At 36.0% G+C, this 24,768-nt stretch carries 37 protein-coding genes; 22 read left to right on the top strand and 15 right to left on the bottom strand.

The window, feature by feature from the left end:
* Window positions 1–9: 9 nt before the first annotated feature.
* Both Q3V31_RS15280 and Q3V31_RS15285 read left to right on the top strand, forming a co-directional pair.
* Complete coding sequence (locus Q3V31_RS15280) at window positions 10–603, top strand: ABC-2 transporter permease (RefSeq protein WP_000811456.1); 594 nt, start codon at window positions 10–12, stop codon at window positions 601–603.
* 247 nt (window positions 604–850) lie between these two features.
* On the top strand, window positions 851–1,036 hold the full coding sequence (locus tag Q3V31_RS15285) for a hypothetical protein (RefSeq protein ID WP_001042460.1): 186 nt from the start codon (window positions 851–853) through the stop codon (window positions 1,034–1,036).
* A gap of 16 nt (window positions 1,037–1,052) precedes the next feature.
* On the opposite strand, the gene Q3V31_RS15290 is transcribed toward Q3V31_RS15285, so the two are convergent.
* From Q3V31_RS15290 to Q3V31_RS15310, 5 genes are all read right to left on the bottom strand, one after another.
* Window positions 1,053–1,310: a DUF3975 family protein gene (locus tag Q3V31_RS15290; RefSeq protein WP_000265373.1), complete on the bottom strand. Its 258-nt coding sequence runs from the start codon at window positions 1,308–1,310 to the stop codon at window positions 1,053–1,055.
* A gap of 15 nt (window positions 1,311–1,325) precedes the next feature.
* Window positions 1,326–1,640: a DMT family transporter gene (locus Q3V31_RS15295; protein WP_000312621.1), complete on the bottom strand. Its 315-nt coding sequence runs from the start codon at window positions 1,638–1,640 to the stop codon at window positions 1,326–1,328.
* Window position 1,641: 1 nt separating this feature from the next.
* Complete coding sequence (locus tag Q3V31_RS15300) at window positions 1,642–1,974, bottom strand: DMT family transporter (protein WP_000312339.1); 333 nt, start codon at window positions 1,972–1,974, stop codon at window positions 1,642–1,644.
* Window positions 1,975–2,045: 71 nt separating this feature from the next.
* Window positions 2,046–2,627 (bottom strand): TetR/AcrR family transcriptional regulator, encoded by a 582-nt coding sequence (locus tag Q3V31_RS15305; protein WP_329765596.1) that lies wholly within the window; start codon window positions 2,625–2,627, stop codon window positions 2,046–2,048.
* A gap of 99 nt (window positions 2,628–2,726) precedes the next feature.
* On the bottom strand, window positions 2,727–3,704 hold the full coding sequence (locus tag Q3V31_RS15310; protein WP_001273950.1) for a LacI family DNA-binding transcriptional regulator: 978 nt from the start codon (window positions 3,702–3,704) through the stop codon (window positions 2,727–2,729).
* Window positions 3,705–4,020: 316 nt separating this feature from the next.
* Here Q3V31_RS15310 and Q3V31_RS15315 point away from each other — a divergent pair, with 316 nt between their 5' ends.
* Window positions 4,021–4,557 carry a hypothetical protein gene (locus tag Q3V31_RS15315; RefSeq protein WP_016130249.1) on the top strand — a complete coding sequence of 179 codons (537 nt, stop codon included), beginning with the start codon at window positions 4,021–4,023 and terminating at the stop codon, window positions 4,555–4,557.
* 36 nt (window positions 4,558–4,593) lie between these two features.
* Here the strand turns inward: Q3V31_RS15315 and Q3V31_RS15320 are convergent, their stop codons facing one another.
* A complete protein-coding gene (locus Q3V31_RS15320; RefSeq protein WP_000108092.1) occupies window positions 4,594–4,977 on the bottom strand; it encodes a rhodanese-like domain-containing protein in 384 nt (127 codons plus the stop codon).
* A gap of 170 nt (window positions 4,978–5,147) precedes the next feature.
* On the opposite strand from Q3V31_RS15320, the gene Q3V31_RS15325 reads away from it, so the two are divergent.
* Complete coding sequence (locus Q3V31_RS15325; protein WP_000514069.1) at window positions 5,148–5,984, top strand: lipoate--protein ligase family protein; 837 nt, start codon at window positions 5,148–5,150, stop codon at window positions 5,982–5,984.
* Window positions 5,985–6,012: 28 nt separating this feature from the next.
* Here the strand turns inward: Q3V31_RS15325 and Q3V31_RS15330 are convergent, their stop codons facing one another.
* The 4 genes from Q3V31_RS15330 to Q3V31_RS15345 form a co-directional block, all read right to left on the bottom strand.
* The gene (locus Q3V31_RS15330) at window positions 6,013–6,855 is read right to left on the bottom strand and encodes a hypothetical protein (RefSeq protein ID WP_016130248.1); all 843 of its coding nucleotides are present in this window, start codon (window positions 6,853–6,855) and stop codon (window positions 6,013–6,015) included.
* Between the two features lie 200 nt (window positions 6,856–7,055).
* On the bottom strand, window positions 7,056–7,724 hold the full coding sequence (locus Q3V31_RS15335; RefSeq protein WP_000136523.1) for a DUF1048 domain-containing protein: 669 nt from the start codon (window positions 7,722–7,724) through the stop codon (window positions 7,056–7,058).
* Between the two features lie 7 nt (window positions 7,725–7,731).
* On the bottom strand, window positions 7,732–8,418 hold the full coding sequence (locus Q3V31_RS15340) for a DUF1129 domain-containing protein (RefSeq protein WP_000644722.1): 687 nt from the start codon (window positions 8,416–8,418) through the stop codon (window positions 7,732–7,734).
* A 5-nt stretch (window positions 8,419–8,423) separates the two neighbouring features.
* A complete protein-coding gene (locus Q3V31_RS15345; RefSeq protein WP_000556081.1) occupies window positions 8,424–8,741 on the bottom strand; it encodes a PadR family transcriptional regulator in 318 nt (105 codons plus the stop codon).
* A 156-nt stretch (window positions 8,742–8,897) separates the two neighbouring features.
* Here Q3V31_RS15345 and splB point away from each other — a divergent pair, with 156 nt between their 5' ends.
* From splB to Q3V31_RS15360, 3 genes are all read left to right on the top strand, one after another.
* Window positions 8,898–9,923 (top strand): spore photoproduct lyase, encoded by a 1,026-nt coding sequence (gene splB, locus Q3V31_RS15350; RefSeq protein WP_000802095.1) that lies wholly within the window; start codon window positions 8,898–8,900, stop codon window positions 9,921–9,923.
* Window positions 9,924–10,068: 145 nt separating this feature from the next.
* Window positions 10,069–10,497: a transcriptional regulator MntR gene (gene mntR / locus Q3V31_RS15355; RefSeq protein ID WP_001143080.1), complete on the top strand. Its 429-nt coding sequence runs from the start codon at window positions 10,069–10,071 to the stop codon at window positions 10,495–10,497.
* Window positions 10,498–10,550: 53 nt separating this feature from the next.
* Entirely contained in the window at window positions 10,551–11,198 is a 648-nt protein-coding gene (locus Q3V31_RS15360; protein WP_000643928.1) for an HAD family hydrolase, read from the top strand.
* Between the two features lie 80 nt (window positions 11,199–11,278).
* On the opposite strand, the gene Q3V31_RS15365 is transcribed toward Q3V31_RS15360, so the two are convergent.
* Together Q3V31_RS15365 and Q3V31_RS15370 are read right to left on the bottom strand one after the other, a co-directional pair.
* Window positions 11,279–11,680: an SA1362 family protein gene (locus Q3V31_RS15365; protein ID WP_001014444.1), complete on the bottom strand. Its 402-nt coding sequence runs from the start codon at window positions 11,678–11,680 to the stop codon at window positions 11,279–11,281.
* A gap of 79 nt (window positions 11,681–11,759) precedes the next feature.
* Window positions 11,760–12,680 (bottom strand): DUF1385 domain-containing protein, encoded by a 921-nt coding sequence (locus Q3V31_RS15370; RefSeq protein WP_000797098.1) that lies wholly within the window; start codon window positions 12,678–12,680, stop codon window positions 11,760–11,762.
* Window positions 12,681–12,924: 244 nt separating this feature from the next.
* On the opposite strand from Q3V31_RS15370, the gene Q3V31_RS15375 reads away from it, so the two are divergent.
* The 4 genes from Q3V31_RS15375 to efp are packed head-to-tail and all read left to right on the top strand — an operon-like array spanning window position 12,925 to window position 15,551.
* A complete protein-coding gene (locus Q3V31_RS15375) occupies window positions 12,925–13,410 on the top strand; it encodes a YqhR family membrane protein (RefSeq protein ID WP_001071124.1) in 486 nt (161 codons plus the stop codon).
* Between the two features lie 55 nt (window positions 13,411–13,465).
* Entirely contained in the window at window positions 13,466–13,906 is a 441-nt protein-coding gene (gene aroQ / locus Q3V31_RS15380) for a type II 3-dehydroquinate dehydratase (protein ID WP_000735138.1), read from the top strand.
* 4 nt (window positions 13,907–13,910) lie between these two features.
* Window positions 13,911–14,972 carry a Xaa-Pro dipeptidase gene (pepQ, locus tag Q3V31_RS15385; protein WP_000515967.1) on the top strand — a complete coding sequence of 354 codons (1,062 nt, stop codon included), beginning with the start codon at window positions 13,911–13,913 and terminating at the stop codon, window positions 14,970–14,972.
* A 21-nt stretch (window positions 14,973–14,993) separates the two neighbouring features.
* Entirely contained in the window at window positions 14,994–15,551 is a 558-nt protein-coding gene (gene efp / locus Q3V31_RS15390) for an elongation factor P (protein ID WP_000626521.1), read from the top strand.
* Window positions 15,552–15,587: 36 nt separating this feature from the next.
* Here efp and Q3V31_RS15395 read toward each other — a convergent pair whose 3' ends face one another.
* Complete coding sequence (locus tag Q3V31_RS15395) at window positions 15,588–15,908, bottom strand: hypothetical protein (protein WP_000645559.1); 321 nt, start codon at window positions 15,906–15,908, stop codon at window positions 15,588–15,590.
* On the bottom strand, window positions 15,889–16,467 hold the full coding sequence (locus tag Q3V31_RS15400; RefSeq protein WP_016130247.1) for a GNAT family N-acetyltransferase: 579 nt from the start codon (window positions 16,465–16,467) through the stop codon (window positions 15,889–15,891). Before Q3V31_RS15400 ends, Q3V31_RS15395 begins: the two co-directional genes overlap by 20 nt.
* Before the next feature lie 180 nt (window positions 16,468–16,647).
* Between Q3V31_RS15400 and Q3V31_RS15405 the strand changes: the two genes are divergently transcribed.
* The 9 genes from Q3V31_RS15405 to Q3V31_RS15445 are packed head-to-tail and all read left to right on the top strand — an operon-like array spanning window position 16,648 to window position 22,169.
* Entirely contained in the window at window positions 16,648–16,929 is a 282-nt protein-coding gene (locus Q3V31_RS15405) for a YqhV family protein (protein WP_000816054.1), read from the top strand.
* Between the two features lie 27 nt (window positions 16,930–16,956).
* The gene (gene spoIIIAA, locus Q3V31_RS15410; RefSeq protein WP_000665882.1) at window positions 16,957–17,883 is read left to right on the top strand and encodes a stage III sporulation protein AA; all 927 of its coding nucleotides are present in this window, start codon (window positions 16,957–16,959) and stop codon (window positions 17,881–17,883) included.
* Entirely contained in the window at window positions 17,877–18,392 is a 516-nt protein-coding gene (gene spoIIIAB / locus Q3V31_RS15415; protein WP_000238700.1) for a stage III sporulation protein SpoIIIAB, read from the top strand. Before spoIIIAA ends, spoIIIAB begins: the two co-directional genes overlap by 7 nt.
* A gap of 14 nt (window positions 18,393–18,406) precedes the next feature.
* On the top strand, window positions 18,407–18,610 hold the full coding sequence (gene spoIIIAC, locus Q3V31_RS15420; RefSeq protein ID WP_000020914.1) for a stage III sporulation protein AC: 204 nt from the start codon (window positions 18,407–18,409) through the stop codon (window positions 18,608–18,610).
* 23 nt (window positions 18,611–18,633) lie between these two features.
* Window positions 18,634–19,017: a stage III sporulation protein AD gene (gene spoIIIAD / locus Q3V31_RS15425; RefSeq protein ID WP_079999168.1), complete on the top strand. Its 384-nt coding sequence runs from the start codon at window positions 18,634–18,636 to the stop codon at window positions 19,015–19,017.
* A 10-nt stretch (window positions 19,018–19,027) separates the two neighbouring features.
* Entirely contained in the window at window positions 19,028–20,200 is a 1,173-nt protein-coding gene (gene spoIIIAE / locus Q3V31_RS15430) for a stage III sporulation protein AE (protein WP_000944631.1), read from the top strand.
* Between the two features lie 12 nt (window positions 20,201–20,212).
* Window positions 20,213–20,845 carry a stage III sporulation protein AF gene (gene spoIIIAF / locus Q3V31_RS15435; protein WP_001161029.1) on the top strand — a complete coding sequence of 211 codons (633 nt, stop codon included), beginning with the start codon at window positions 20,213–20,215 and terminating at the stop codon, window positions 20,843–20,845.
* Window positions 20,835–21,497, top strand: a complete 663-nt coding sequence (gene spoIIIAG / locus Q3V31_RS15440) for a stage III sporulation protein AG (RefSeq protein WP_000368892.1) — start codon at window positions 20,835–20,837, stop codon at window positions 21,495–21,497. The genes spoIIIAF and spoIIIAG overlap by 11 nt, the downstream gene beginning before the upstream one ends.
* Window positions 21,498–21,512: 15 nt before the next feature.
* Window positions 21,513–22,169, top strand: a complete 657-nt coding sequence (locus Q3V31_RS15445; protein ID WP_000914726.1) for a SpoIIIAH-like family protein — start codon at window positions 21,513–21,515, stop codon at window positions 22,167–22,169.
* Window positions 22,170–22,226: 57 nt separating this feature from the next.
* Here Q3V31_RS15445 and Q3V31_RS15450 read toward each other — a convergent pair whose 3' ends face one another.
* Entirely contained in the window at window positions 22,227–22,424 is a 198-nt protein-coding gene (locus Q3V31_RS15450; RefSeq protein WP_002094415.1) for a hypothetical protein, read from the bottom strand.
* A gap of 469 nt (window positions 22,425–22,893) precedes the next feature.
* On the opposite strand from Q3V31_RS15450, the gene accB reads away from it, so the two are divergent.
* Together accB and accC are read left to right on the top strand one after the other, a co-directional pair.
* Window positions 22,894–23,382, top strand: coding sequence for an acetyl-CoA carboxylase biotin carboxyl carrier protein (accB, locus tag Q3V31_RS15455; protein ID WP_000472879.1), 489 nt, complete (start codon window positions 22,894–22,896; stop codon window positions 23,380–23,382).
* A 16-nt stretch (window positions 23,383–23,398) separates the two neighbouring features.
* Window positions 23,399–24,751: an acetyl-CoA carboxylase biotin carboxylase subunit gene (gene accC / locus Q3V31_RS15460; RefSeq protein WP_016130246.1), complete on the top strand. Its 1,353-nt coding sequence runs from the start codon at window positions 23,399–23,401 to the stop codon at window positions 24,749–24,751.
* Window positions 24,752–24,768 lie beyond the last annotated feature (17 nt).

A 24,768-nucleotide genomic window follows, 5' to 3' on the forward strand; every position in this document is an offset into this window, starting at 1 on the left:
AGAATAGTGTTGAAACAACTAATTTTAAAAGATTTCATCGTCCAATGGAAATTCTTAATGTGGTACATACTATATCCAATTCTCTTTTATATGGCCTTAAAAGATACGGGAAATGTATTCGTAATTATGTCGGTCATTTTTACAGTTATGGCGACGATAAAAACGTTTGAAGCTGATGGTAAAAATGAGAGTGAAGTCATATTAAATAGTTTGCCAATATCGAAAAAACAAATTGTATTTGCAAAGTATATAGTAGCAATTATTATTCTTTTTATAAGTGTAACGGTCGGTTGTTTCGCGATGGGAATGAAGAATGGAGTTAATGTAGTTGAATTTATTGAAACGACAGTGGTTACTAGTATTAGTTTTATTTTAGTATATTTAAGCTTTGCATTGCCGTTATCGTTTTGGCTAGCATATAAAAAAATGGTTTTTATTACGATATTAATACTCATAGCACCGATTGTTATTTTCGAGATGATCTTTCAAATCAACCTGGAACAAATTCATCTATACAATAGTTTATTGTTTATTAGTTCAATATGCATGTTCATAGCATCTGTCTTCGTTTCAGTAAAATTATATGAGAAGAGAGAATTTTAAAAGGTGCCTCATAAAAGGCACCTTCTTCAATAACGGCAATATGAGAGCAAAAGTTTATAAAAAGAAACACTATTAGGCACATCTTTCGGAGTATGTAAGATAAAGCTGAAAACGATGATGAGAGTGAGAAAGAGGAAAAATAAAAATAGGATCTGCTTATGTATAGAATTTTGCATATTATTCACTCCTTTTTTAGGTAGTATGTCCAAAAGAAAGGAGGGTATGAAAAATTTTAGGAGGGAGAATGATGAACAAAAGAAAATGGTTATATAGAATAGGAGTACTTTTATTTTCAATCGGTCTCATATTAGTGAGTTTTTACTCAGATATCCCATCACCATTTCCTAATTTGCAAAAAGGGATTGGTATGAGTGTTGTCATAGCTGGTTTGCTTTGTCTTATCACATCAAATTTCTATAGAAAATCTGAATAGACATAAAAAAGGACAGTTACTCTTTTTCAGAAGTACTGTCCTTTTTAAATAACTTATTCCATAGTTTGGCAATACTCCATATAATCACGATTGCAATGGAGGCAATAATTGACCAAACGATAGATGCAATTTCAAGTGCCATGTTAGGAAGAAATGTAAGAATGGATATTACTCTATGAAACAACCATTCTATTATATGAAAACTTATTTGTAATAGAATGACGATCCCGAGTGTAATCCATGCTAATATTTGTTTTCCTTTTTCTTTCCACATGACAGTCACCTCACGTTAGCTTAATAGTTTTAAGCCAACAGCACCGCATAGAATGCAGCTTAAGAAGGCAAGACGACGCCAATCCGCTGATTCGCGGAAAATAAGAATACCTAGAAGTGCACTTCCGGCAGTTCCGATTCCAGTCCAAATTGCGTAAGCAGTTCCCATCGGTAATGTGTCCATCGCAAGAGATAAGAAGAAGAAGCTTACGCCGAAGTTAGCGATTAAAATAACTTTTGGTGCCCAGCCTTTCTTTTCAGTGGCTACTTTCATAAAGAGTACACCAATAATTTCACAAATACCAGCTAGAATTAAAAATACCCAAGCCATTTTATGCGGCCTCCTTCGCTTCTTTTTCTTCTGTTACTCGTTTTAAACCAATTACTCCGAAGAAGATTAAACCGATTAATAATACTTTTACAATAGAGAAAGGTTCTCCAAAGATGAAAATCTCTGTAAGAACGATTCCACCAGCTCCAATTCCTGTAAAGACTGCGTATACAGTGCCGACAGGTAAATCTTTATAAGCTCTAAATAATAAGACGAAACTAATTGTAATTAATAGAGCAACACCAGCCCATTCAAGTGGTGCCTCCGCTTTTTTAAGTCCAATCACCCAAAAGATTTCAATAATACCAGCTATGATTACATAAATCCATGCCATATGTTATTTCTCCTTCCTACCAGTCGTTAGGTAAAGGGCTTAAAAACGACGCATTGCAAAGGAGCAATCCGTCAGTTTGAAAGTCCGCGCCAAAATACTTTCCAAGAAGCGGCTAAACGTGTCTCAAAACGATTTAAACCTGCGTATAGTAGTTCAACCATAAGACCGTCAAGTAAGCATAGAAAAGCCTCTAAGGCATCTTTTACTTCAATGTTATGCAGCTCATCTTGCTCGCTTGCCCTTTTAAATACAGGGAATAAAAGTTTTCCAACGTTCTCAATGTGTACATTTGCTTTATCAATAATTTGTTCGCGAAATGCATCAGGCGGAAAATAAGAAGTTCGTAACCAAAACATTGATTCTTCACTTTCACCAAATCGTTTTGCATAGCCTTTTAACAGACTTACGAGGAGTTCTTCTGTAGATGACGTTGAAAATTTTTCAATATCATCTGTGAAGCTCTGTACATCTTTTTGAAGAGCAGCCTCTAAACATGTAAAGTACAACTCTTCTTTTCCTTTAAAGTGTGCGTAAATCGATGGTTTTTTAATCCCGACTTCTTGAGCAATATTTGCTAATGAAGTTCCTTCATAGCCGTAGCGTGCGAAATGAGAAAGTGCTACAGCTTTAATGCGGTTTGCTGTCATTTTCATCCCCTACCTACCGTTCGTTAGGTTAATTATATGAGATGGAAAATATAAAGTCAATAGGTGAAGAGTTGAAAAAAAGAGCGCTATAGTTAACGCTCCTTTTTAGACTGTTTCTCGCTCAATTAAATGGAATGAAAGTTCTTCTGCGCTGCCGATAATTTGCTCACTTTGAATTTGTTTATGGAATAAAGAAAAAGCATGTGAGCCCATTGTGAGCCCAGGATGTTCAATAGTTGTAATTTCTAATGCTTTTGAAATTTCATGGTTATCAAATCCGAGGATAGCGAGGTCTTCAGGTATGCGAATGCCATGTTTTCGCGCCTCTGTTAATAAACCAGCTGCAACTTGATCGTTCGCTGTAAAAATAGCGGTTGGACGATTTTTCATGTTTAAAATACGATGAAGTATTTTTGCCCCGTCCTGCATCGTATAACATTGATGAAAAATCCAATCAGGGTGTACTGTTTTTCCTTCGTGACGAAGAGTATCGGCGAAAGCTTTTTTACGCTCGATTGAATTAACGCTTGTTTCTCTTGCTAAACAAATGCCGATTTTTTCATGGCCCTTACGAAGTAAATAGGAAGTACCAAGGCGGAATCCTTCATAATGATCTACAAAGACAGATGAAATGAGCGGATGTTTCGTTTTTTCACATGAAATAATGGGGGCAAATTTTGCGAACGGTTCAATTTGTTCCCATGAACTAGTTCGAGAGCAAATAATCATACCGTCGAATTGTTTCATTTTCATCATTTCAAGAACACGAATTTCTTCAATGCTATCGTAATTCGTTTGGCATAAATTAATATGATATCCAGATGCTAATGCTTCGTTTCCGATCCCTTCAATAATGGTACTGAAGTATGGAACATTAATGAAAGGGAGCATAACCCCGATTGTATATGTTTTTCCCTTTATTAAGTGAATAGCATTAATATTTTTTGCATAGTTCAATTCTTCAACTGCATCTAGAACACGCTTACGTTTTTCTTCTTTTACGTAAGGGTGATTATTAAGGACGCGGGAAACAGTTGCTATGGATACACCAGCAGTTTTTGCAATCTGTTTTATATTGGCCATATGTATCACCTCTTTACTTAATTATAAAGGGAAAATAATAAGAATGAAAAAATCTTGACCTGAAAAGCTTTTCACAATCTATGTTATAAGCATGACTTCTGTTATTCGCGTAACCTTTTTATTTGGGCGTAAGAATAGCGAGGTCTTTTTTGTATGTCTGCAAAGAAGTTTTGTCAAAATGTGTGAGAATAACGTGGAAAGTTTTCGGAGGAGGCGTTTCATAACGAAGCGAATAGAAGAGAGTATAAACGCTTCGCTCGTTAAGAGAGCGGTATGAAAGGGCGGAAACAAATTGAAAAAAGGAATCATTTGTTTCGTGTTTTCTAGTGTAATACTTAGCTCATGTTCATTTCAACAAACGATGCAAGAAGAAAAAACATTTGTAGGAACAACAGGAGGGGCTAAGGACCGTGTTACTGATCCGATTCCCCTAAAGGAACTTCCAAAATATTTTCCAGAGAAGTTTAAAGTTCCAACGTTTTTACCTTATGACATTACGAGTGATGTGAAGGGAGAGGTAAGAACGATGGGAAAGAAGAATACTGTCTTAACGATTAAATATAAGCAACAAGAGAAAGGAAGGCACGATTATATAGAATTAACAGTGGCCAACTTTTCTTACAGTTTTCCATACCTCGTAGAAGAGAATCGATTTCAAGAACAAATGAAATTGAATAATGGAGCACCTGCTTATTTTAAAAATAAGGATGATTACGAGCGAGGGGACGAATTTGCTACGCTTATATGGAAAGAGAAGGGGATTGAATATCAGCTATTATATCGTAATGTAGACGAGAAAGATGGAGATGTGATTAAACAAAATCTACTGTACATTGCGAACAATATGGAATGAAAAAACTAGCTGAATTATACAGCTAGTTTTTGTATGTTATTTCTTTTTAATTTTGCCTGACCAAGATTTAAATCCACCTTTTAATTGGTAGAAATCTTTGTATCCTTGCTTTTTTAAGTATTGAGCTGCACGGCCTGTACGGAATCCGCTTTGGCAGTATAAATAAACAGGTTGATCTTGGCGAAGTTCTTTGTGGCGAAGGCGAATTTGTGATAACGGAATGTTACGTGCACCTAAAATGTGCCCTGCGCTATATTCGTCTGCTTCGCGAATATCGATAAGCTGTGCTTTACGGTAGCCAGCGCGAAATTCTTCTTCTGTAAGAGTTTTAATTAATTTTTTCTGATAGAAATACATCCATACAGTGTAACCGATGAACGCTACGATTACGGCTAATAAAATAATCCAACTTGTTGACACGGTTCTATCGCTCCCTTTTTTCTAATCCTACTTTCAATATTATAATGCCCATATGTATTTATGCAACAGATTCATTCGCATATATGAAGAAATTTCGTATTCTTTCACAAATTTTGTCGAATTTGGTAGACTAGAGAATGTGAAAAATAATTGGTTATATGAGGTGCAGGATGGGAAAAGAAAAATGGTGTTATATTAACTCTGGTCAATGTTCACCAGCATTTAATATGGCGTTAGATGAATGCTTATTAAATTGGCAAAGTGAAAAGAAAATGCCGCCAACAATTCGTTTTTATGAATGGGAAGTGCCGACACTAACAGTCGGGTATTTTCAGCGTGTCGAAAAAGACATTAATATGGATGTAGTTAACGAAAAGGAATATGGTTTCGTTCGTCGTCAAACAGGCGGCAGGGGTGTATTACATGATAAAGAATTAACGTACAGTGTTATTGTGTCTGAAGATCATCCAAATATGCCAAAAACAGTTACAGAAGCGTATCGCGTAATTTCGCAAGGGTTATTAGACGGTTTTAAGGCATTAGGATTAGAAGCATATTATGCGGTTCCCAAAACAGAAGCGGATCGTGAAAATTTGAAAAACCCACGTTCAGGTGTATGTTTTGATGCACCATCTTGGTATGAGATTGTAGTGGAAGGAAGAAAAATCGCAGGCAGTGCTCAAACACGTCAAAAAGGTGTTATTTTACAGCACGGTTCTATTCCGTTAGAAATAGATTTAGATGAGTTATACGATCTATTTTTATTCCCGAATGAACGTGTAAAAGAGCGTATGAAAAATATGTTTTCTTCTAAAGCGGTAGCGATTAATGAATTAACAGATCGTACATTTACGATTGAACAGTTAATTAAAGCATTTGAAACTGGATTTGAAAAAGGATTAGATATAGAGCTTGTGCCGTATGAACTAACAGAAGAACAGCTTCATGAAGTTCAAACATTAGCAAAAGAGAAGTATGAAAGTAACGAATGGAATTATAAAAAATAAGGAGATGGCGACCGCCATCTCCTTATTTTTATAGTAAATTAAGTACTTTTTCTACTTTGATTCCTTTATCTTGTAAAGAACGAAGGCGATTTACAACGTCCATAATTTCTTTGTCGAATGTAACGCTAATACCTTGGCTTTGTAGCTCTTCTTTTAATCCTTCAATAGAATCATCTATGTCGATGCCAAGCTCGTAATCTTGACAAACTTCAATTGTCTTTTTCACAAGTTTAACATAATTTTCTTGTAGTTTTGTATTTGTTTCAGTCAAAGCAGGTTGCTTTGGTTTTGCAGGAGTAACCGGTGCTGTCTCTTGCTTTTTAACTGGAGTAGGTACTGTTTTTTTCACAGGTGCTGGAGTAGATAGTTCTACAGCTGCCTCAACACTTACTGGCTTCGGTGTTGGTACCGGAGTAGGTTTAGGTGCAGTAGCAGGTGTTTCTACTCGCGTAACAGGCTTTGGAGCAGGTGTAACTGCTTTTGGAGCTTCTACAACTACTTCTTTTTTCGGAGTAGCTTCTACAACTGTTTCTTCTTGCTCAGCAGCTTCTTTATTTTCTTTGCTCCACATAACGCGTTCAACTTCTAGAGAAACATTGTTTTTGTTCATCGCTGTTAATGTAACTTTACCAACTTCAGCGTTCCCAGTGAAATCAACAATTTTATAAATAACACTCTTGTTCCAATCCACGTTTCCGCTCAAAAATAATTCTTCGTTACATTTCGGCGTTAAGCCCTCGATTTTAATTTCTGCGTTTACACCGTTTTCACTATATACCATAATTAGCGAAGCATTTACATCTTCGTCTGCTAACATTAGTTCACGTACCATTTTGCCGGTGCGTACTTGCGTTTTCTTCTTAACTGACATCTAATTTCTCCTCTCAAAAATTCAGTAATAATAAAAAAATCGTATAACGAAAAATAATTGCTCACGAAGATTTATGATACCGATAATAAAAGCATCACGTCAACAATTAACTTTAATTATTTTGCATTTTTCTTATTTTCTTTATGAAATTTTTCAATTTGTAAAATTAGACAGAAGAAAAACAGCCTTTTGAAAGGCTGTTAAAATTTAGATGTTTTATATAAAAATTTGTATAGAATATAAAAAGAAAGTGTCACAAGAGTACCTTGCCAAATAGATAAATTATAAAATAAGTACGGTTGTGTTTTAAAAAATACGTTTGAAAAAACTGATAAGACAAAAGGTATAAATACTGATAATAAGAGAAGTGCTTTTTGTTTCCAGGAAACTAGTATTGTAAAAGAAAAACGTCTAAATAACGAAAAAGTTATGAAAGCACCAATTGTTAAAACGATAGCAGATAATATTGTTCCAGGAATACTAAATGGAATTCCTGAAGTGTTTGTATCTGAAAATAGTTTTTGCATAAGAGTAGTGAATGTATCGTATCCAATTTGAATAGCTAATAATAAACTAACTGCAAATCCAATAACGGCAGCTTGTTGGAGAGAATTTTGATGTTCTGAAGAATTAATCAATTCATCGCAGTAAGTTTTTAAATCTTCTCCGAAAATATCATGTGCATTTTTACCATCTTCTTGCGCTTCTAAAAGATGATCCAATATTTCTAAAAGCAATTCTTCCATTTGCTTTTGCGGAACGCTAGTAAAACGTAAATAAATAAGCATATCTCCATAGGCAGCTTCGTTTTCAGCTGTTAATAACTTTCTTTTTTCATTGTTTAACTTAACCATTTCTTTTTCGGTCATAACCTCATTACTCCTTTTTAAATTCTAAGTATTCTTTTTTGAAGAAAAGTTTATATAGTGCATAGCAAGAGATGGCTAGTAAAGTGCCGATCCAAGGTGAGATTTGTAATGTAGCATAGGGCTGTTTAATAAATAAAAAGGAAATACCGATTAATAGTATCCATAGGCTATGGCGTATTAAAAAACTTCCTATATGCCTCAAAATAGTTGTTTTATTTTTAAATAAATCAGTGTTAATAAAATCGAAAACAAAACGTATCATAAGATGTACGGACAAGATAAATGCGAGCAGATAAATGAAATCAATGTGTACAAATTTAAAACGTGCCTCATTTGAAAATAAGGGGAATACAAATGCAATTACGGACGAAATAGTAAAGTATATTGCTAGCAGGTAACAAGTTATAAATAAAGGGATTGATAATTGTTCCCATAAACTTTGCTTCGGTAGGGCAGTAATTAGCTCGTCACAGTACGCCTGTAAGTCGTCGCCAAAAATATCGTAAGCACTTTTTTCTTCTTGCTGGGCTTCAATAAGGTGATCTAGAATTTCAATTAGCAGTTCTTCTGTGTGGTATTCTGGTACTTTAGCTAAGCGGATGTATATTAACATGTCACTATAGGCGGTTTCATTTTCTGTAGTTAATAATTTGCGCTTTTGGTTATTTAATTCGATTAAATCTTTCGCCTTCATCCTCATCACTCCCCTTGTAATAAGTTGTTTACGGTCGTTGAAACCATTCCCCAGCTTTTTTTAAATTCTTCAAGCTGTTCTAATCCTTTATCGGTTACGTGATAATATTTACGCTTTGGACCGAGTGAGGAGGCTTTTAATGTCCCTTCAATCAATTTTTCTTTTTGCATACGTAACAATAACGGATATATGCTTCCTTCGCTTACGAATGTAAAGCCGTGTTTATTTAATTTTGTACTCAGTTCATATCCGTACACTTCTTCTTGTGAAATGATGTATAGGATGCAACCTTCTAGTACACCTTTTAACATTTGGCTGTGCATGATTTCACCACCTTTTACTCAGGTAACTTGCGTTGCAAGGTAGCTGTTATCCAAATTATAACATTCAGTAACTTGCAACGCAAGTTACTGAAGTGGAAAACTTTAATCTGTGTTAATTTTACTTTGTTTCCCATACTAACGAGAGGAGGGAAGCATATGAAACCATTTATGCCAAAAATCGTTTACTTTGAACCGAGGGCACTCGAATATCCGCTCGGAAAAGAGCTTTATGAGAGGTTTACGAAGATGGGATTAGAAATTCGTGAAACGACATCACACAATCAAATTAGAAATTTGCCAGGCGAAAATGAATTGCAAAAGTATCGTAATGCAAAAGCGACACTAGTCGTTGGGGTGAGGAAGACATTAAAGTTTGATACATCAAAGCCATCAGCTGAATATGCAATCCCACTTGCAACAGGGTGTATGGGACATTGTCATTATTGTTATTTGCAAACGACACTTGGTAGTAAACCTTACGTAAGGGTGTATGTGAATCTAGATGAAATATTTGAGAAGGCAAAGCAATATATGGATGAAAGGGCCCCTGAAGTAACAAGATTTGAAGCGGCGTGTACATCAGACATCGTCGGAATTGATCATTTAACACATGCATTAAAGCGGGCGATAGAGTTTATCGGAGAAAGTGAACATGGACGTTTACGCTTCGTTACAAAATATTCGCACGTTGATCATTTATTAGATGCAAAGCATAATGGGAAAACGCGTTTTCGATTTAGTATTAATTCACGTTATGTGATTAAAAATTTTGAACCAGGGACATCGCCATTTGAAGAGCGAATTGAGGCTGCTCGTAAAGTAGCGGGGGCTGGTTATCCTCTTGGCTTTATTGTTGCGCCAATTTATATGCATGAAGGGTGGGAAGAAGGATACCGTGAATTGTTTGAGCGATTGTACAATGCGTTGAAAGATATGGTGATACCAAACTTAACATTTGAATTAATTCAACACCGCTTTACGAAACCGGCAAAAAAGGTCATTCAAGAGCGTTATCCAAATACGAAACTTGAAATGGATGAAGAGAAGCGTAAATATAAATGGGGACGATACGGGATTGGGAAATATGTATATCAAAAGGATGATGCAGAAGTGCTGGAGGTAACAATAAGAAGTTATATACATGAGTATTTTCCTGATGCAGAAATTCAATATTTTACATAAGGGGAATCTGTATGCGAATATGGATTCTTTTTTTGTTTTATATATTTAGGCTCGTTTCTACCTTGTCACGTTATTCTTTCTGGTGTATCATTTTATTGATTGCTTCGTACGGAATAAGCAAAATGAAATTGGATGGAGGAAACCGATGCCTACCCCTAGTATGGAAGATTATATTGAACAAATTTATTTGTTGATTGATGAAAAGGGTTATGCCCGTGTATCTGATATTGCTGAAGCGCTTAGTGTACATCCATCCTCTGTAACAAAAATGGTACAAAAATTAGACAAAGACGAATATCTAATTTATGAAAAATATAGAGGGCTTGTATTAACATCAAAAGGTAAAAAAATCGGAGAACGTCTCGTATATCGTCACGAATTGTTAGAACAGTTCATGCGCATTATCGGTGTGGATGAAAGCAAAATTTATAATGATGTAGAAGGAATTGAACATCATTTAAGTTGGGAATCAATTGACCGTATCGGTGATTTAGTACAATACTTTGAACAAGATGAAGTTCGAGTAGAAACACTTCGTGGTGTTCAAAAAGCAAATGAAGAGAAAAGTAATTAAGGGGAACGTGTGGCGTTTCCTTTTTTATTTCAATCGAAAAGGACGGGAGAATAATGAAAGCGATTATTTTTGATTTTGATGGATTAATTGTGGACACAGAAACAATATGGTTTCACTCTTTCAGAGATGCTGTTCGTGAATACGGAAGCGAGTTACCTTTAGAGGAATTTGCAAAATGTATTGGAACGACAGATGAAGTGCTTTATGCATATTTAAAAGAGCAATTAAAAGAAAAGTTTAATGAGCATACATTAAAGGAAAAAGTAACAACTTTACATAAAGAAAAAATGAAAATACCGAAAGCACGTGACGGTGTAAAAGAATATTTAGAAGAAGCGAAAGAACTTGGATTAAAAATCGCATTAGCCTCTAGCTCATCTAGAGAGTGGGTCGTTCGTTTTTTAGAAGAGCTACAGATTAGAGAGTATTTTGAAGTGATTAAAACGAGAGAAGATGTAGAGAAGGTAAAACCAGATCCAGCTCTTTATAAAGTTGCGATAGAAGAATTAGGAGTTGAACCATCGGAAGCTGTTGTATTTGAAGATTCATTAAATGGATTGAAAGCAGCAATTGCAGCAGGATTAAAATGTGTCGTCGTACCTAATGATGTGACAAGAAATTTACAATTTGAAAACCATCACCTTCGTATCGAAAGTATGAAAGAAAAAAGTTTGAAAGAAGTACTTCAACATATAAAGTGAAACTTTAATCAGTCGGGGCTGTTCTCATCCCCACTGATTATTTGCCTATACTAATTGAGATAAAAAAAAGACCGTATTTCCTAAAAGGAAGCACGGTCTTTCTTTTTGTTTTTTTTACCTTCAATGACAGTTAAATGAGATTGTTTTCTTTTTCTTTTCAACGATGGAGAATTACCCTTTTTCCCCTTGTCATCAGAAGCATTTCGTTTCAAGAAAGAATTGCTTAGGGGTGCTACATTTTGTTTCCCGTGTTTGCGGTTCGAGTGTTTCGCTGCACGCTTATATGAGCTTTGCGAATTTGCAGAACCACTAGAGTTTGTAAACATTTTGTAGAGTAAGTAAAAGATACCGACGACAGCTAACATGATACCAATGTTTTTCAATACTCCCATTGGATCTGTAATAACAGATGAAACAAGGCCGAATATTGCTAATCCGATAATAAGCACAAATATAGCGAATGTAAACGAACGACCGTTCATAAGGGACACCTCCTAAAAACATATATTAAAATTAGTATATTAACGATGAGGAAAGGAGTTGAACACCATTTTTAAATAATTATTGTTTGTTTTCTAAACGTAATAATTCTTCAAACGATGCGATTGCAACTTCAGCTTGATCATCTGTTGGTTCTTTCGTTGTTAATAGTTGCAGCCATAATCCTGGATATCCAAGTACTCGCAAAACAGGGACATCTCGTAATCGATTGGTAAATTGTAATACTTCAAAAGAAATGCCGAGAACAACTGGAATTAATAAAATTCGGTTTACTACCCTTGCCCAAAGTGGATCTGTAGGAACTAGGAAATAAACAAACATTCCAATAATGACTGTAAATATTATAAAGCTACTGCCACAGCGATAATGGAGGCGAGTTTGCTTTTGAACGTTGTCTACAGTTAGTGGAAGATTATTCTCATAAGCATTAATTACTTTATGCTCTGCACCGTGGTACTGAAACACCCTCTTAATAAGTGGGGTTAAAGAAATAAAGTATATATAGCTCAATAATAACATGAGCTTAATGACACTTTCGACAATGATTTGCCCTGTATGAGATGGGAAAATCGGTCTTGTTAGTTCAGCTAATAGTGCAGGAACTGCTGTGAAAATTACTTTACCGAATATGAACGATAAAACGCCAACTGCTGCAACTCCTAATACCATCGTTAATTTTGATTGTTCTTCTTTTTTATTTGCAATTTGTTCATCTTCTTCTGGGTGGACATCAAATCGTTCTGAAGCAAAGTTTAAATGCTTCGCTCCATTCGCACTTGCGTCCACGATAGCGGCAATACCTCGTATAAATGGAATCTTTTTTAGGATAGATAATGCTTTATTACGAACGCGTGGTAATCGATAAAATTCAATCGATTTATCTTTACGACGAACCGCTGTAACAGTATATTCTCTACCGCCAAACATAACTCCTTCTATGACTGCTTGCCCGCCATATATTTGTTTTGACTCTTCTGCCATGTTAACACCAACCTGTATTTGTTTCTCTCTTATGTAGAAAAAGAGGTAATTGTCATACTTGGTCCTGCCATTTTGAAATGAGACAATCACCGAGTTTCCTTTATTTTATCGACAAATACAAGCAGATGACAAGGGGAAATGTTACGAGAGTAGGACATTTCTTATTCTTTTTATAGACAAATTTCGCAGAATTTAAACATGCTTCAAAATAGTTTCGGGCATACTATTGAGCGGAGGTGTCAATGTGAATCAAGAACAATCAACGATAAGGAACTTTGTACAAATTGGTTTATTTGGTGGCTTATTTTGGGGAAGTATATGGTATTTCCTTCATATATTCTCGTTTACAGAAGCTGGACCTAATTATTTCCTTTTACCGTTTGCATTTGGAGATTGGAAAGAAGGGGTTTGGGGAAATGTGCTAGGCATCGTTTGTATGGGACTTCTTTCAATTTTAGTGGCCTTGCTCTATAAAGCTCTTTTTAAAAAGTTTGAAGGTGTATTACCTGGTATACTATACGGTTTATTTTGGTGGGCATTATTATTTTTGGGAATGGGGATAATGGCACCAGTTATTAAAAGTGCACTTCATTTACCGAAAGAAACAATCATAACAACAGCATGTATCTTTATATTATATGGTGTCTTTATTTCATACTCTGTTGCATTCGAAGCGAACAATACAAATAGAGGAGAAGGGCTCGAGAAGACAAACTATTCAAACAAGTGATTCGTATGTTAAAATGTCGTATAGACATTCTTTAATATTAAGGAGTTTTAAGAAAATGAAAAAGTTACTCCTCGTAAATGGTCCTAACCTAAATCGCCTTGGTGTCAGAGAGGTAAATGTATATGGAGAAGGAACGTTAGCGACGCTTGAAACAGATATGAAACAAGAAGCAGAGAAAATGGGAGTGGAGTTAGAATGTTTTCAATCGAATCATGAAGGAGCTATTATTGATATTATTCATGAGGCTGATGACATATATGAAGGAATCATTCTAAATCCAGGTGCATTTACGCATTATAGCTATGCGATTCGGGATGCTATCGCAAGTGTTTCGATTCCAGTTATTGAAGTACATATTTCTAACATTCACCAGCGTGAATCGTTCCGTCACGAATCTGTGACGGCGGCTGTTTGTGCAGGACAAATTGTTGGATTTGGTTTTTATGGCTATAAGTTAGCGTTATTTGCATTAATGGAGAAATTGAGGGAGGCATAAAGTAATGGGAAAGATCGAGAGATTAAGAAGCGCATTTGCTGAGGCTGGCATTGACGGTATCGTATTAACGAATGAACATAGTCGTAGATATATGGCGAATTTCACAGGAACAGCTGGTGTTGTACTAATTTCAAAAGAACGTGCTCTATTTATTACAGATTTCCGTTATGTAGAGCAAGCTAGTAAGCAAGCGGTTGGATATGAAATTGTACAGCATGCAGGATTAATTCTTGATGAAGTTGCGAAACAAGTTAAAGAACTTGGAATTCAAAAACTAGGATTTGAACAAGATACTCTTACATATAGCTCTTACGTAACGCATAATGAAGCGATCGATGCTGAATTTATCCCAACTTCTGGGCTTGTAGAAAAGTTACGCTTGATAAAGACTGATTCAGAGATTAAGATATTAAAGGAAGCTGCACAGATTGCAGATGCTGCCTTTGAGCATATTCTATCATTCATTCGCCCGGGAGTATCTGAAATTGAAGTGTCAAATGAACTTGAATTTTTCATGAGAAAACAAGGAGCAACATCTTCTTCTTTTGATATTATCGTTGCTTCAGGTCTTCGTTCGGCATTACCGCACGGCGTGGCATCTGAAAAAGTGATAGAAGCAGGAGATTTCGTTACATTAGACTTCGGTGCTTATTACAAAGGATATTGCTCTGATATTACTCGTACAATTGCAGTCGGTGAACCATCTGATAAATTAAAAGAAATTTATAATGTCGTTTTAGAAGCACAACTACGTGGTGTAAACGGTATTAAAGCTGGTTTAACAGGCCGTGAAGCGGATGCGTTAACGCGTGATTACATAACGGAAAAAGGATATGGTGAATACTTCGGACACTCTACTGGTCATGGAATCGGTCTTGAAATCCATGAAGCACCAGGTTTAGCGTTCCGTTCTGATACAGTACTTGAACCAGGTATGGCTGTAACAGTAGAACCAGGTATTTATATTCCAGGTATTGGCGGCGTACGTATTGAAGATGATATCATTGTAACAAGTGAAGGTAATGAAGTAATTACGAAATCACCAAAAGAACTTATTATTTTGTAATACACAGGAGGATTTTTTTACATGATTTCAGTAAACGATTTTCGTACAGGTTTAACAATCTCAGTGGACAATGCCCTTTGGCAAGTAATGGATTTCCAACATGTAAAGCCAGGTAAAGGCGCTGCATTCGTTCGCTCTAAACTACGTAACCTTCGCACAGGATCTGTTCAAGAGAAAACATTCCGTGCAGGTGAAAAAGTAGAAAAAGCACACATCGAAAACCGTCGTATGCAATACTTATACGCGAGTGGTGAGTCTCACGTATTTATGGATAACGGAACTTATGAGCAAATCGAACTTGGTGAAAACCAAATTGAGCGCGAATTAAAATTCCTAAAAGAAAACATGGAAGTATCTATTATGACATACCAAGATGAAGTACTTGGTGTTGAACTTCCGAATACTGTTGAATTAAAAGTGTCAGAGACAGAACCTGGTATTAAAGGTGACACAGCTTCTAACGTAACAAAACCAGCTACATTAGAAACTGGTCTTGTTGTACAAGTACCAATCTTCATTAACGAAGGCGAAATGCTTATCATCAACACTGGTGAAGGTAAATACGTTTCTCGTGCATAGTAGAAAAGCACTCGTGATTATCACGAGTGCTTTTTTTTATAGAAAGTAGGGTAGATAGTAAATGGCAGTTATAACAAAACTAACTGTGACGAGTGAAAGGGTACCCATAATATATGGAGTCAAAACAATTTGAAACGGGCGTATTTCACCAGTTTCAACACCGGTAAAAGTTTTATTCATTGCATGATCCATATTGTTATTTCTAAAGTTACTCATAATAATTAACCATGTAATTGCAAATATTGCTAAGCTACCAAGGAAAAAGCTCTCCATAAATGACCAACCAACGAATTTTGAAAAAAGATAAATAATAGCTAATTCTACTACAATTGTTAAACTAATTTTTAATGCTTTCATATTTTCCCCCCTCATTTTGTACGTCCAGCCAATTTAAAAAATTCTTGCGTGATACGACATGTAGTGAGCAAGGTGACTTTACTTCTTTCTCCAGTGCAGCATGTTCGCCTGGAAACTTGTTTTCCACATGTAATGAAATATAAGGTAGTTTCTCCTGCGCCTTTAAAGAGCGAATGTTAGTCGTTTTAGCACCAGCGAATACGTATGTGAGTTGTAAGTCTAAGAAAGCGACTTTAAAGATTTCTTTTTTAGCGGCCTCATTATATCCTTTTCCCCAGTATGGATAGCCGAGCCAACTGCCAATGTGAGATTGCTTTTTCTCATAATTAATATGTTTAAGCGTGGTGAGGCCAATTATTTCATTTTCTTCATTTACAATCACTCTTGATAAGGAGTGCTTTTTTCGTTCCTCTTCAATTGCAAAAAGAATGAATGCTTTTGTATCTTCCACTGATTCTACTTTTAGCCCTAATGCATTTTTTACATGTGGATTGCTTGATAGCTCGAAAATCACATTTGCATAGCGAAAATCGAGTGGTAATAAAGTAACGTGCTGCATCGGCCATACTCCTTTTCTATTAAATATATCATAAAAAATAAGAATATTCAGATTTAAAAAAGGTCGGAATAGGAAAATTATGTTTTTACTTCTGAAATAGACAACCTCTGCATATGGTTGTACAAATATATTCTTTTTTAGAATAAGGAACTAGTAACCGTTATGGGAGAAGGTGAGAGAATGAAACAGTGGCTAGCGGCAATGGAAACATCCGTACTTGTGATGGGGTTACTTCGGTTGTTTTCAGGTAGCGCGGAAATATTCGCCGCTTTGCTTATGCTTTATGTGAATGATGCGAAGAAAGCATTGTTTATAAATGGTATGTTGGCGTTTGTTGGACCGACCGTATTAATTTTAACAATGACAATTGGCATAGCGAGTGTAGCAAGTGAAATTTCTTTCTTGAAACTCTTTTTTCTAGCGCTTGGAATTGGCTGCATTTTTATCGCGTTGTTGAAATAGTAAGTCGAGTATAGTGGGGAGAAGCTTATGAAAGAAGTATTAGAGGTATTACCGAAAACGATGAAACAGTTAGTTGAAGGTTGTAAGCAATACGATGCTCTAGAAGAAATTCGCGTTCGAATTGGAAGGCCGCTAGAGTGTATCGCGCATGGAGAAGTGTTTTTTTATGACTATATCGCTACAGCGGAAGATGCACTCTACTTATTGAATAAATTAAGTCAATTTTCGATTTATACGATGGAAGAGGAATTGAAACGTGGATATGTGACACTACGAGGAGGACATAGAATTGGTCTAGCCGGAAAAGTCATTACAGAAAAAAGTGCGGTGAAAATGATTAGGGATGTCTCTTCTTTTAATATTCGTATTGCCCGTCAAAAAATAGGGATTGCTGAGCCGCTTCTGCCATATCTTTATGAATCACGATGGTTAAACACGATGGTAATTGGCCCACCGCAAACGGGGAAAACAACACTTTTAAGAGATGTAGCACGCTGTATGAGTCAAGGTGTGAGTGCTTCGAAAATTCCTTCATGTAAAGTGGGAATTGTTGATGAACGATCAGAAATTGCGGGCTGTGTGAAAGGGATCCCGCAATATGATTTTGGCACGCGAGTAGATGTATTAGATGCTTGTCCAAAAGCTGAAGGAATGATGATGATGATTCGTTCTATGAGTCCAGACATATTAATCGTAGATGAAATTGGACGTAAAGAAGATAGTGAAGCGATTATGGAGGCGGTGCATGCTGGCGTTCAGCTTTTTATAAGTGCACACGGATTTTCTTATGATGATGTTGTGAAACGTCCATCGTTACGGGCGGTGCTGGAACTTGGTGTATTTGATAGGTTTGTGGAATTGTCAAAAGCGAGAGGACCAGGAACGGTTATGCAAGTGAAAGACAGAGATGGAAAACCAGTATTAGCTCATAGAAAGGCTCAAGGCGTATGGTGAAAATATTTGGTGCGGTATTAATAGTTGCAGTTAGCACTTTTTTCGGATTTTCGTACGCTAAGCGGTATAGTGAGAGACCGCGGCAACTTAGGTTATTGAAGGCGGCATTACAATCATTAGAAGCTGAAATTATGTATGGGCACACACCTTTATCTGAAGCTGCAGAGAGATTAGTTAAGCAAATGCCCAAGCCATTAAATTGGATATTTCAAAGCTTTTCGAGACGTCTAGAAAGCGGGGAACAAACAGTTAGAGAAGCTTGGATTGATAGCTTGAAGGAGAACTGGTCATTAACAGCGTTTAAACAAACTGAGTATGAGATTTTGCAACAATTTGGTGAAACACTCGGACAACATGATCGTGAATCACAACAAAAACATATTCGCTTATGTATTACTCATTTGGAAAGAGAGGAAGGGGAAGCAAAAGCATTACAACTACAATACGAAAAAATGATAAAGAGTTTAGGGGTACTAGCAGGGCTACTTATCGTAATTTTACTGCTATAGGGGGGAGAAAGGCGATGTCTATTGATGTTGGATTAATATTTCAAATCGCCGGAATCGGCATTGTTTTAGCTTTCATTCATACCGTACTAAAAGAATTAAAGCGTGAGGATATTGCAAATTGGGTTATCCTTGTCGGTTTCGTCGTCATTTTATTTCATGTTGCATTTTTAATTAATACTCTGTTCGACAAGATTAAAAGTGTCTTTCTCTTCCAATAAAGGAGGCGGTTCGAATCGAAATTATACAAATTGTCGGATTAGGCCTCGTTGCTACATTTTTAGCTGCTGTTTTGAACCAGCATAAATCTAGTATTACATCGTTATTTATTGTGTTCATTGGTAGCATGATGTTTCTTCTGTTAATTGATCAAATCCACTCTATTCTACAAATGATTGAGAGAGTGGCGAGTGAAGCGAAAGTAAGTAACGTATATGTAGAAACGTTATTGAAAATTATTGGGATTGCTTATATCGCTGAGTTTGGAGCGCAAATAACAAAAGATGCTGGTCAAAGCGCGATCGCTTCGAAAATTGAATTAGCTGGAAAAATCTTAATTCTCGTTATGGCGATTCCTATTTTGACGGTTGTAATTGAAACCATTCTCGGATTTTTACCTACGGGATAAGGGGGAGTGAATGTTGAGAAAGTTCGGAGCTAAGCTGCTATTTGCTTGCTTCCTTTTCTTTTCTTTACCGATTGTTGTACAAGCTTCTCCTATAGAAACAAACGTCATGGATCAACAATTGGATAAGCTCGGAATTGAAGATGTGAAGCAATTTTGGGACGGGCTTGTTACAAAATATGGAGGTTATTTACCAGAGAGTCAAAAAGGAAGCTTTATGGAGTTTGTAAAGGGAGAGAAAGAATTCTCCATTAAAGAGTGGATGCTAGGGTTATTAAAATATTTATTTCACGAGCTCGTTGCAAATGGTAAATTACTTGGAACGCTCATTATGCTCACAATTTTTAGTGCATTGTTACAATCACTGCAATCTGCTTTTTCGAAGAGTAGCGTAAGTAAAATTGCTGATGCAGTCGTATACATGGTACTTATTATTTTCGCCTTAAATAGTTTTTATGTTGTTATGACATATGCAAGAGAGACGATACAAACAATGGTAGATTTCATACTAGCATTATTACCAATTTTACTTGCACTCATAGCGACTGGTGGCGGTGTCGTGTCTGTAGCATTTTTCCATCCAATCATCATTTTCTTAATGAATACGAGTGGGCTTCTTATGAATTATATCGTTCTACCACTTTTATTACTTGCAACTATATTAAGTATTGTAAGTACGATGAGTGATCAATATAAAGTTACGAAATTGTCCAAGCTTTTGCAAAACGTTAGCGTTGGGATTATGGGTATCTTTTTGACGGTTTTTTTAGGGGTATTATCTGTACAGGGAACCGCTTCAGCCGTTGCTGATGGCATAGCTGTGAAAACTGCTAAATTTGTAACAGGAAACTTCATTCCTGTAGTAGGAAGGATGTTTACTGAGGCAGCGGACACCGTTATTAGTGCATCTGGATTATTAAAAAACACAGTCGGGATTATCGGGCTCGTCATTCTGTGCCTAATTGTCGCTTTTCCAGCGATTCAAATATTTTGTATCGCATTTATTTATAAATTCGCAGCAGCAGTATTGCAACCAGTTGGCGGAGGAGCAATTATTCAATGTTTAGATATTATCGGACGAAGTATCATTTACGTATTTGCTTGTTTAGCTATCGTGTCGTTTATGTTCTTTTTAAGTATCACGATTATTATTGCTGCGGGGAACATTACGCTCATGATGCGATAGGAGGTGAAGAGTATGCAATTTGTTACAGAGTGGATTAGAAATATTATCGTTTTTTTACTCTTAGCGACAATGCTTCATCTTATTCTTCCGAATTCAAATTTACAAAAGTACGTTAAATTCGTTGTAAGTCTATTGTTAGTTGTATTAATTTTAACGCCTCTATTTAAGTTGTTACAAACAGATGTAAATGAAGTTATCGCAAATTTCAACGAAGAAAAGTACGTAGCAGATGGATCAGTAAAAAATTCGATAGATTCGAAGAAAAAAGAAATACAAGCTCTAACACGTGCATATAGTTTAGAAGAGATGGCTACCAAAATGAAAAAAGACGTAGGAAAAGATTTTGAGAAAAAGTATGGTATGACAGTCTCTGAAATACAAATAGTCGCAGTGAAACATGCAGAAGAAGTAAAGTCAGCGAAAGATATTCAATCTGTTGTTGTGACGTTGAAAGAAAAAGAGCGTAGTAAAAATGATGCAATCGAAACAGTAAAGTCAATTGAAATTAATACGAAAGAACCACCAAAAAAATTAGAAGAAACGAATGTAGAAATGGAAAATTTCTTTTCAAGCAGGTGGCAACTAGAGGATAAACAAATCCAAGTTCAGATGGAAGGGAGGACAGGTAGCGTAAATGGACAATAAAGATAAAAATTCGAGGTTCTCATTTTTTCGAAACTTATTGAATGGGGATGAAAAAGAAAGTAATGAGAAGGGGAAAAAAGTAACACCTAAGTTTTTGCTTGTCCTACTCATACTTGGGATTGCGCTTATGTTTTCTAGTAATTTCTTTGCACCTAAAAAAGAAGAAGTGCCTGTGTTTAAAGAAAAGACAAGTCAAAACCAAGATAAAGATGTACCAACTTTCGGACAAAAAAACAATGATAATATGTCAAATGTAGAAAAATATGAAAAAGCGTATGAACAGGAATTGAAAGCTTCTTTAGAAGAGATAGCTGGAGTAAAAGACGTAACTATTAAAGTGAACTTAGATTCATCTGAAGAAAAAATACTCGAGAAAAATACAGTGAAACGCTCGCAAACAACAGGTGAAACTGATAAAGCAGGCGGTAAAAGGGAAGTAGAGGACGAGTCTCTTGATGAAAAGACCGTCATTATACGTGAAGGTGATAAAGAAACTCCAATTGTTTTGCGAACAGAGAAACCGAAAGTACGAGGTGTTCTTGTCGTAGCAAAGGGAGTGGATAATATACAAATAAAAGCAATGGTAAAAGAAGCTGTGACGCGATTGTTAGATGTACCATCTCATCGCGTTTCAGTATCACCGAAAAATTGATAGGGAGGAAATAAAGTGTTAAAAAAACAAACGGTTTGGCTATTAACGATGTTAAGTTTAGTGGTTGTACTATCTGTTTATTACGTAACAACTCCTGAAAAAATGAATACAGCAGCACCGGCAACGGGTGAAAAGATGGGGCAAGAAAAGCAAGGTGCTGATAAAGCAGTTACAAAAGAAACAACGAAAGAAACTACAAATAAAGAGGCAACAAAAGAAAGTACAAGCAAGGAAACTACAAATAAAGAAACAGACAAAAAAGAGAATGACAAAAAGGAAACAAGTAAAAAAGAGGCTAGCGTAACAGTTCAATCAAGCGATGAGAATTTCACGGCGCTACGTATGCAAATGGAAGATCAGCGTAGTGTAGAGAAAGAAAAGCTACAAAATGTAATGAAATCATCAAAATCTTCAGCAGAAGAAAAGAGTAAAGCGAAAGATAATCTTGATGCAATTACTACAATGGAAACGAAGCAACAATTACTTGAGACAGTGATTAAATCTCAAGGCGGATATAAAGATGCTCTTGTAAGAGCTGATGGAACAGACATTAAAGTAACGGTTAAATCAGCAAAACATTCACAAAAAGAAGCGAATAAAATTATTCAGCTTGTAAGAAGTGAAGGTGGTCCAAAAGATGTAGGTGTGAAATTTGATCCATCAGTAAAATAAATTGAAATTATAATAGGTGTTGCTGCTTCAAATGAGATAAAAGAATAATAGAAAAAGCTATCGATTTCGATAGCTTTTTTCTATTTCATCTTTGTTGTTGTATTTAGTCTTTTCAATTGGAAACGGGGAAATACGCTGTGAGTAAAAGATTAATGGTTCATGATAATGGTGATTACTTTTTCCAGATTTGACGTGGATGAAGAGGACCAATGCCCAAATCACTACGGCAGGCAAGAATAGAATGAGCCATATCATATGTCCACACCTCACTACAATAAATTTTATACACTTTGAACATACTATTCTTATATGAAGGAAGAATGAACGGCACGTAAACAAAAAAATAATATTTGGTAAAAATATGTTTTTTATCTTAGAAAAAAGAAGAGTAGTTAGGGAATTACGTGTTTACAATGTGAAGTTTTGAAAAAGTGAAAAATGTTTTTTGGGGAAGTGGTCTTGCCAATTTCGTGTGAAACTTGGTATTATTACTAGGTAATAATTTTTTAGTGGAATAATATTTTTACAGGAGTTTCGATTTATTACAAAGAAATATAAATTGGAATGTTTAAAAAATTTATCGTAAGATGGGAATAGTAAATATTTCTATTAGTAAATGAAATAAATTTTCTAATAGAATACATCGTATTTTTACAGTCAATCTAGTTTTAGTGATGAGAATCTGTAAAAACGGGACAAACAAGAGTATGGGAGTGGATTTTACATGTTTAAAATTCAAGAAGTTCGTGAATTAATTAAATTAATTGATAGCTCTAATATTGATGAATTTGAATACAAAAAAGACGGTACAACAATTAAAATGAAAAAACGTGGTAATGAAGTAGTTACTGTGCAAGCACCTGTAACGAAACAAGTCATGCAACCAGTAGCACCTGTTGAAGTAGAAACAACAGTAGCGGCGGCACAAGTAGAAGTGCCAAAACAAGAAGAGAAGACAGCTGTTCAAAATGAAAACCTGCATAAAATCACATCACCGATGGTAGGAACATTTTATTCCTCTTCTTCGCCAGATACACCTCAATATGTAAGTGTTGGGGACAAAGTATCGAAAGATTCTATCGTATGTATTGTTGAAGCTATGAAATTATTTAACGAAATTGACGCAGATGTAGAGGGCGAAATTGTTGAAATTCTTGTTAATAACGGACAGCTTGTTGAGTATGGACAACCGCTATTTCTTGTAAAAGCGTAATAAGGGAGTCTTTGTGATGATAAAAAAAGTATTAATAGCCAATCGTGGGGAAATTGCTGTACGAATTATTCGTGCTTGTAAAGAAATGGATATTGAAACAGTTGCAATTTATTCAGAAGCAGACAAAGAGTCACTTCATGTACAAATTGCAGATGAAGCGTATTGTGTTGGACCAACGATTTCGAAAGAAAGCTATTTAAATTTGACGAACATTATTAGTGTTGCGAAATTAACAGGTTGTGATGCAATTCATCCAGGATATGGATTTTTAGCAGAGAATGCGGATTTTGCAGAATTATGCCGTGAGTGTAACTTGATTTTTATCGGTCCAAGCCCAGAAGCTATTTCAAAGATGGGCACAAAAGACGTTGCACGTGATACAATGAAAGAAGCAGGGGTTCCGATTGTACCAGGTTCACAAGGGATTATTAAAAATACCGAAGAAGCGATCGAGCTTGCTAATCAAATTGGATATCCAGTTATTATTAAAGCGACTGCAGGTGGCGGCGGAAAAGGTATTCGTGTTGCGCGCCATGAAGAAGAGCTTGTAAAAGGAATTCGAATTACACAGCAAGAAGCTAGTACCGCTTTTGGGAACCCTGGTGTATACTTAGAAAAGTACGTTGAAGATTTCCGCCATGTTGAGATTCAAATAATGGCAGATACACATGGAAATGCCATTCATTTAGGAGAGCGTGATTGTACAATTCAGCGCCGTTTGCAAAAACTATTAGAAGAAAGTCCATCACCTGCACTTGATGAAAATGTTCGCAAGCAGATGGGTGACGCAGCAGTTAAAGCAGCGGTAGCGGTTGATTATACAGGTGCTGGTACGGTTGAGTTTATTTATGAATATAAAACGAAAACCTTTTATTTCATGGAGATGAATACGAGAATTCAAGTTGAGCATCCAGTTACAGAAATGGTAACAGGGATGGATTTAATTAAAGAACAAATTCGTGTTGCTTCTGGAGAAAAGTTATCGTTACAGCAAGAAGAAGTACAATTTAATGGTTGGGCAATTGAATGTCGAATTAATGCGGAAAACCCTGCCAAAAAATTTATGCCATCTCCAGGTAAAGTAGAAATGTACTTGCCACCAGGCGGATTTGGTATTCGCGTCGATTCAGCTGTATATCCGGGATATTCAATTCCACCTTTCTATGATTCGATGGTTGCTAAATTAATTGTTCACGGAAAAACACGTGAAGAGGCAATTGCAAAAATGAAGCGAGCACTCAGTGAGTTTGTCATTGAAGGCGTACATACAACAATCCCGTTCCATTTGCAATTGTTAGATCATCCTGATTTTGTAAAAGGTGAGTTTAACACGAAATTTTTGGAAGAGCATGAACTTGTGACGCAGTGATACATTAAAGGAGGTTT

It is taken from the genome of Bacillus nitratireducens, from assembly GCF_036320425.1.
Classification (GTDB): domain Bacteria; phylum Bacillota; class Bacilli; order Bacillales; family Bacillaceae_G; genus Bacillus_A; species Bacillus_A nitratireducens.

Coding starts and splice junctions, on each gene's coding strand:
- efp (WP_000626521.1), top strand. CDS start 14,994: ATGATTTCAGTAAACGATTTTCGTACAGGTTTAACAATCTCAGTGGAC.
- Q3V31_RS15405 (WP_000816054.1), top strand. CDS start 16,648: ATGAAACAGTGGCTAGCGGCAATGGAAACATCCGTACTTGTGATGGGG.
- accB (WP_000472879.1), top strand. CDS start 22,894: ATGTTTAAAATTCAAGAAGTTCGTGAATTAATTAAATTAATTGATAGC.
- Q3V31_RS15290 (WP_000265373.1), bottom strand. CDS start 1,310: ATGTGGAAAGAAAAAGGAAAACAAATATTAGCATGGATTACACTCGGG.
- aroQ (WP_000735138.1), top strand. CDS start 13,466: ATGAAAAAGTTACTCCTCGTAAATGGTCCTAACCTAAATCGCCTTGGT.
- spoIIIAA (WP_000665882.1), top strand. CDS start 16,957: ATGAAAGAAGTATTAGAGGTATTACCGAAAACGATGAAACAGTTAGTT.
- Q3V31_RS15395 (WP_000645559.1), bottom strand. CDS start 15,908: ATGAAAGCATTAAAAATTAGTTTAACAATTGTAGTAGAATTAGCTATT.
- spoIIIAC (WP_000020914.1), top strand. CDS start 18,407: ATGTCTATTGATGTTGGATTAATATTTCAAATCGCCGGAATCGGCATT.
- accC (WP_016130246.1), top strand. CDS start 23,399: ATGATAAAAAAAGTATTAATAGCCAATCGTGGGGAAATTGCTGTACGA.
- Q3V31_RS15360 (WP_000643928.1), top strand. CDS start 10,551: ATGAAAGCGATTATTTTTGATTTTGATGGATTAATTGTGGACACAGAA.
- splB (WP_000802095.1), top strand. CDS start 8,898: ATGAAACCATTTATGCCAAAAATCGTTTACTTTGAACCGAGGGCACTC.
- spoIIIAF (WP_001161029.1), top strand. CDS start 20,213: ATGCAATTTGTTACAGAGTGGATTAGAAATATTATCGTTTTTTTACTC.
- spoIIIAB (WP_000238700.1), top strand. CDS start 17,877: ATGGTGAAAATATTTGGTGCGGTATTAATAGTTGCAGTTAGCACTTTT.
- Q3V31_RS15400 (WP_016130247.1), bottom strand. CDS start 16,467: ATGCAGCACGTTACTTTATTACCACTCGATTTTCGCTATGCAAATGTG.
- pepQ (WP_000515967.1), top strand. CDS start 13,911: ATGGGAAAGATCGAGAGATTAAGAAGCGCATTTGCTGAGGCTGGCATT.
- Q3V31_RS15335 (WP_000136523.1), bottom strand. CDS start 7,724: ATGACCGAAAAAGAAATGGTTAAGTTAAACAATGAAAAAAGAAAGTTA.
- Q3V31_RS15330 (WP_016130248.1), bottom strand. CDS start 6,855: ATGTCAGTTAAGAAGAAAACGCAAGTACGCACCGGCAAAATGGTACGT.
- spoIIIAE (WP_000944631.1), top strand. CDS start 19,028: ATGTTGAGAAAGTTCGGAGCTAAGCTGCTATTTGCTTGCTTCCTTTTC.
- Q3V31_RS15365 (WP_001014444.1), bottom strand. CDS start 11,680: ATGAACGGTCGTTCGTTTACATTCGCTATATTTGTGCTTATTATCGGA.
- Q3V31_RS15340 (WP_000644722.1), bottom strand. CDS start 8,418: ATGAAGGCGAAAGATTTAATCGAATTAAATAACCAAAAGCGCAAATTA.
- mntR (WP_001143080.1), top strand. CDS start 10,069: ATGCCTACCCCTAGTATGGAAGATTATATTGAACAAATTTATTTGTTG.
- Q3V31_RS15450 (WP_002094415.1), bottom strand. CDS start 22,424: ATGATATGGCTCATTCTATTCTTGCCTGCCGTAGTGATTTGGGCATTG.
- Q3V31_RS15345 (WP_000556081.1), bottom strand. CDS start 8,741: ATGCACAGCCAAATGTTAAAAGGTGTACTAGAAGGTTGCATCCTATAC.
- Q3V31_RS15325 (WP_000514069.1), top strand. CDS start 5,148: ATGGGAAAAGAAAAATGGTGTTATATTAACTCTGGTCAATGTTCACCA.
- Q3V31_RS15285 (WP_001042460.1), top strand. CDS start 851: ATGAACAAAAGAAAATGGTTATATAGAATAGGAGTACTTTTATTTTCA.
- Q3V31_RS15310 (WP_001273950.1), bottom strand. CDS start 3,704: ATGGCCAATATAAAACAGATTGCAAAAACTGCTGGTGTATCCATAGCA.
- Q3V31_RS15305 (WP_329765596.1), bottom strand. CDS start 2,627: ATGAAAATGACAGCAAACCGCATTAAAGCTGTAGCACTTTCTCATTTC.
- Q3V31_RS15295 (WP_000312621.1), bottom strand. CDS start 1,640: ATGGCTTGGGTATTTTTAATTCTAGCTGGTATTTGTGAAATTATTGGT.
- Q3V31_RS15300 (WP_000312339.1), bottom strand. CDS start 1,974: ATGGCATGGATTTATGTAATCATAGCTGGTATTATTGAAATCTTTTGG.
- Q3V31_RS15370 (WP_000797098.1), bottom strand. CDS start 12,680: ATGGCAGAAGAGTCAAAACAAATATATGGCGGGCAAGCAGTCATAGAA.
- spoIIIAG (WP_000368892.1), top strand. CDS start 20,835: ATGGACAATAAAGATAAAAATTCGAGGTTCTCATTTTTTCGAAACTTA.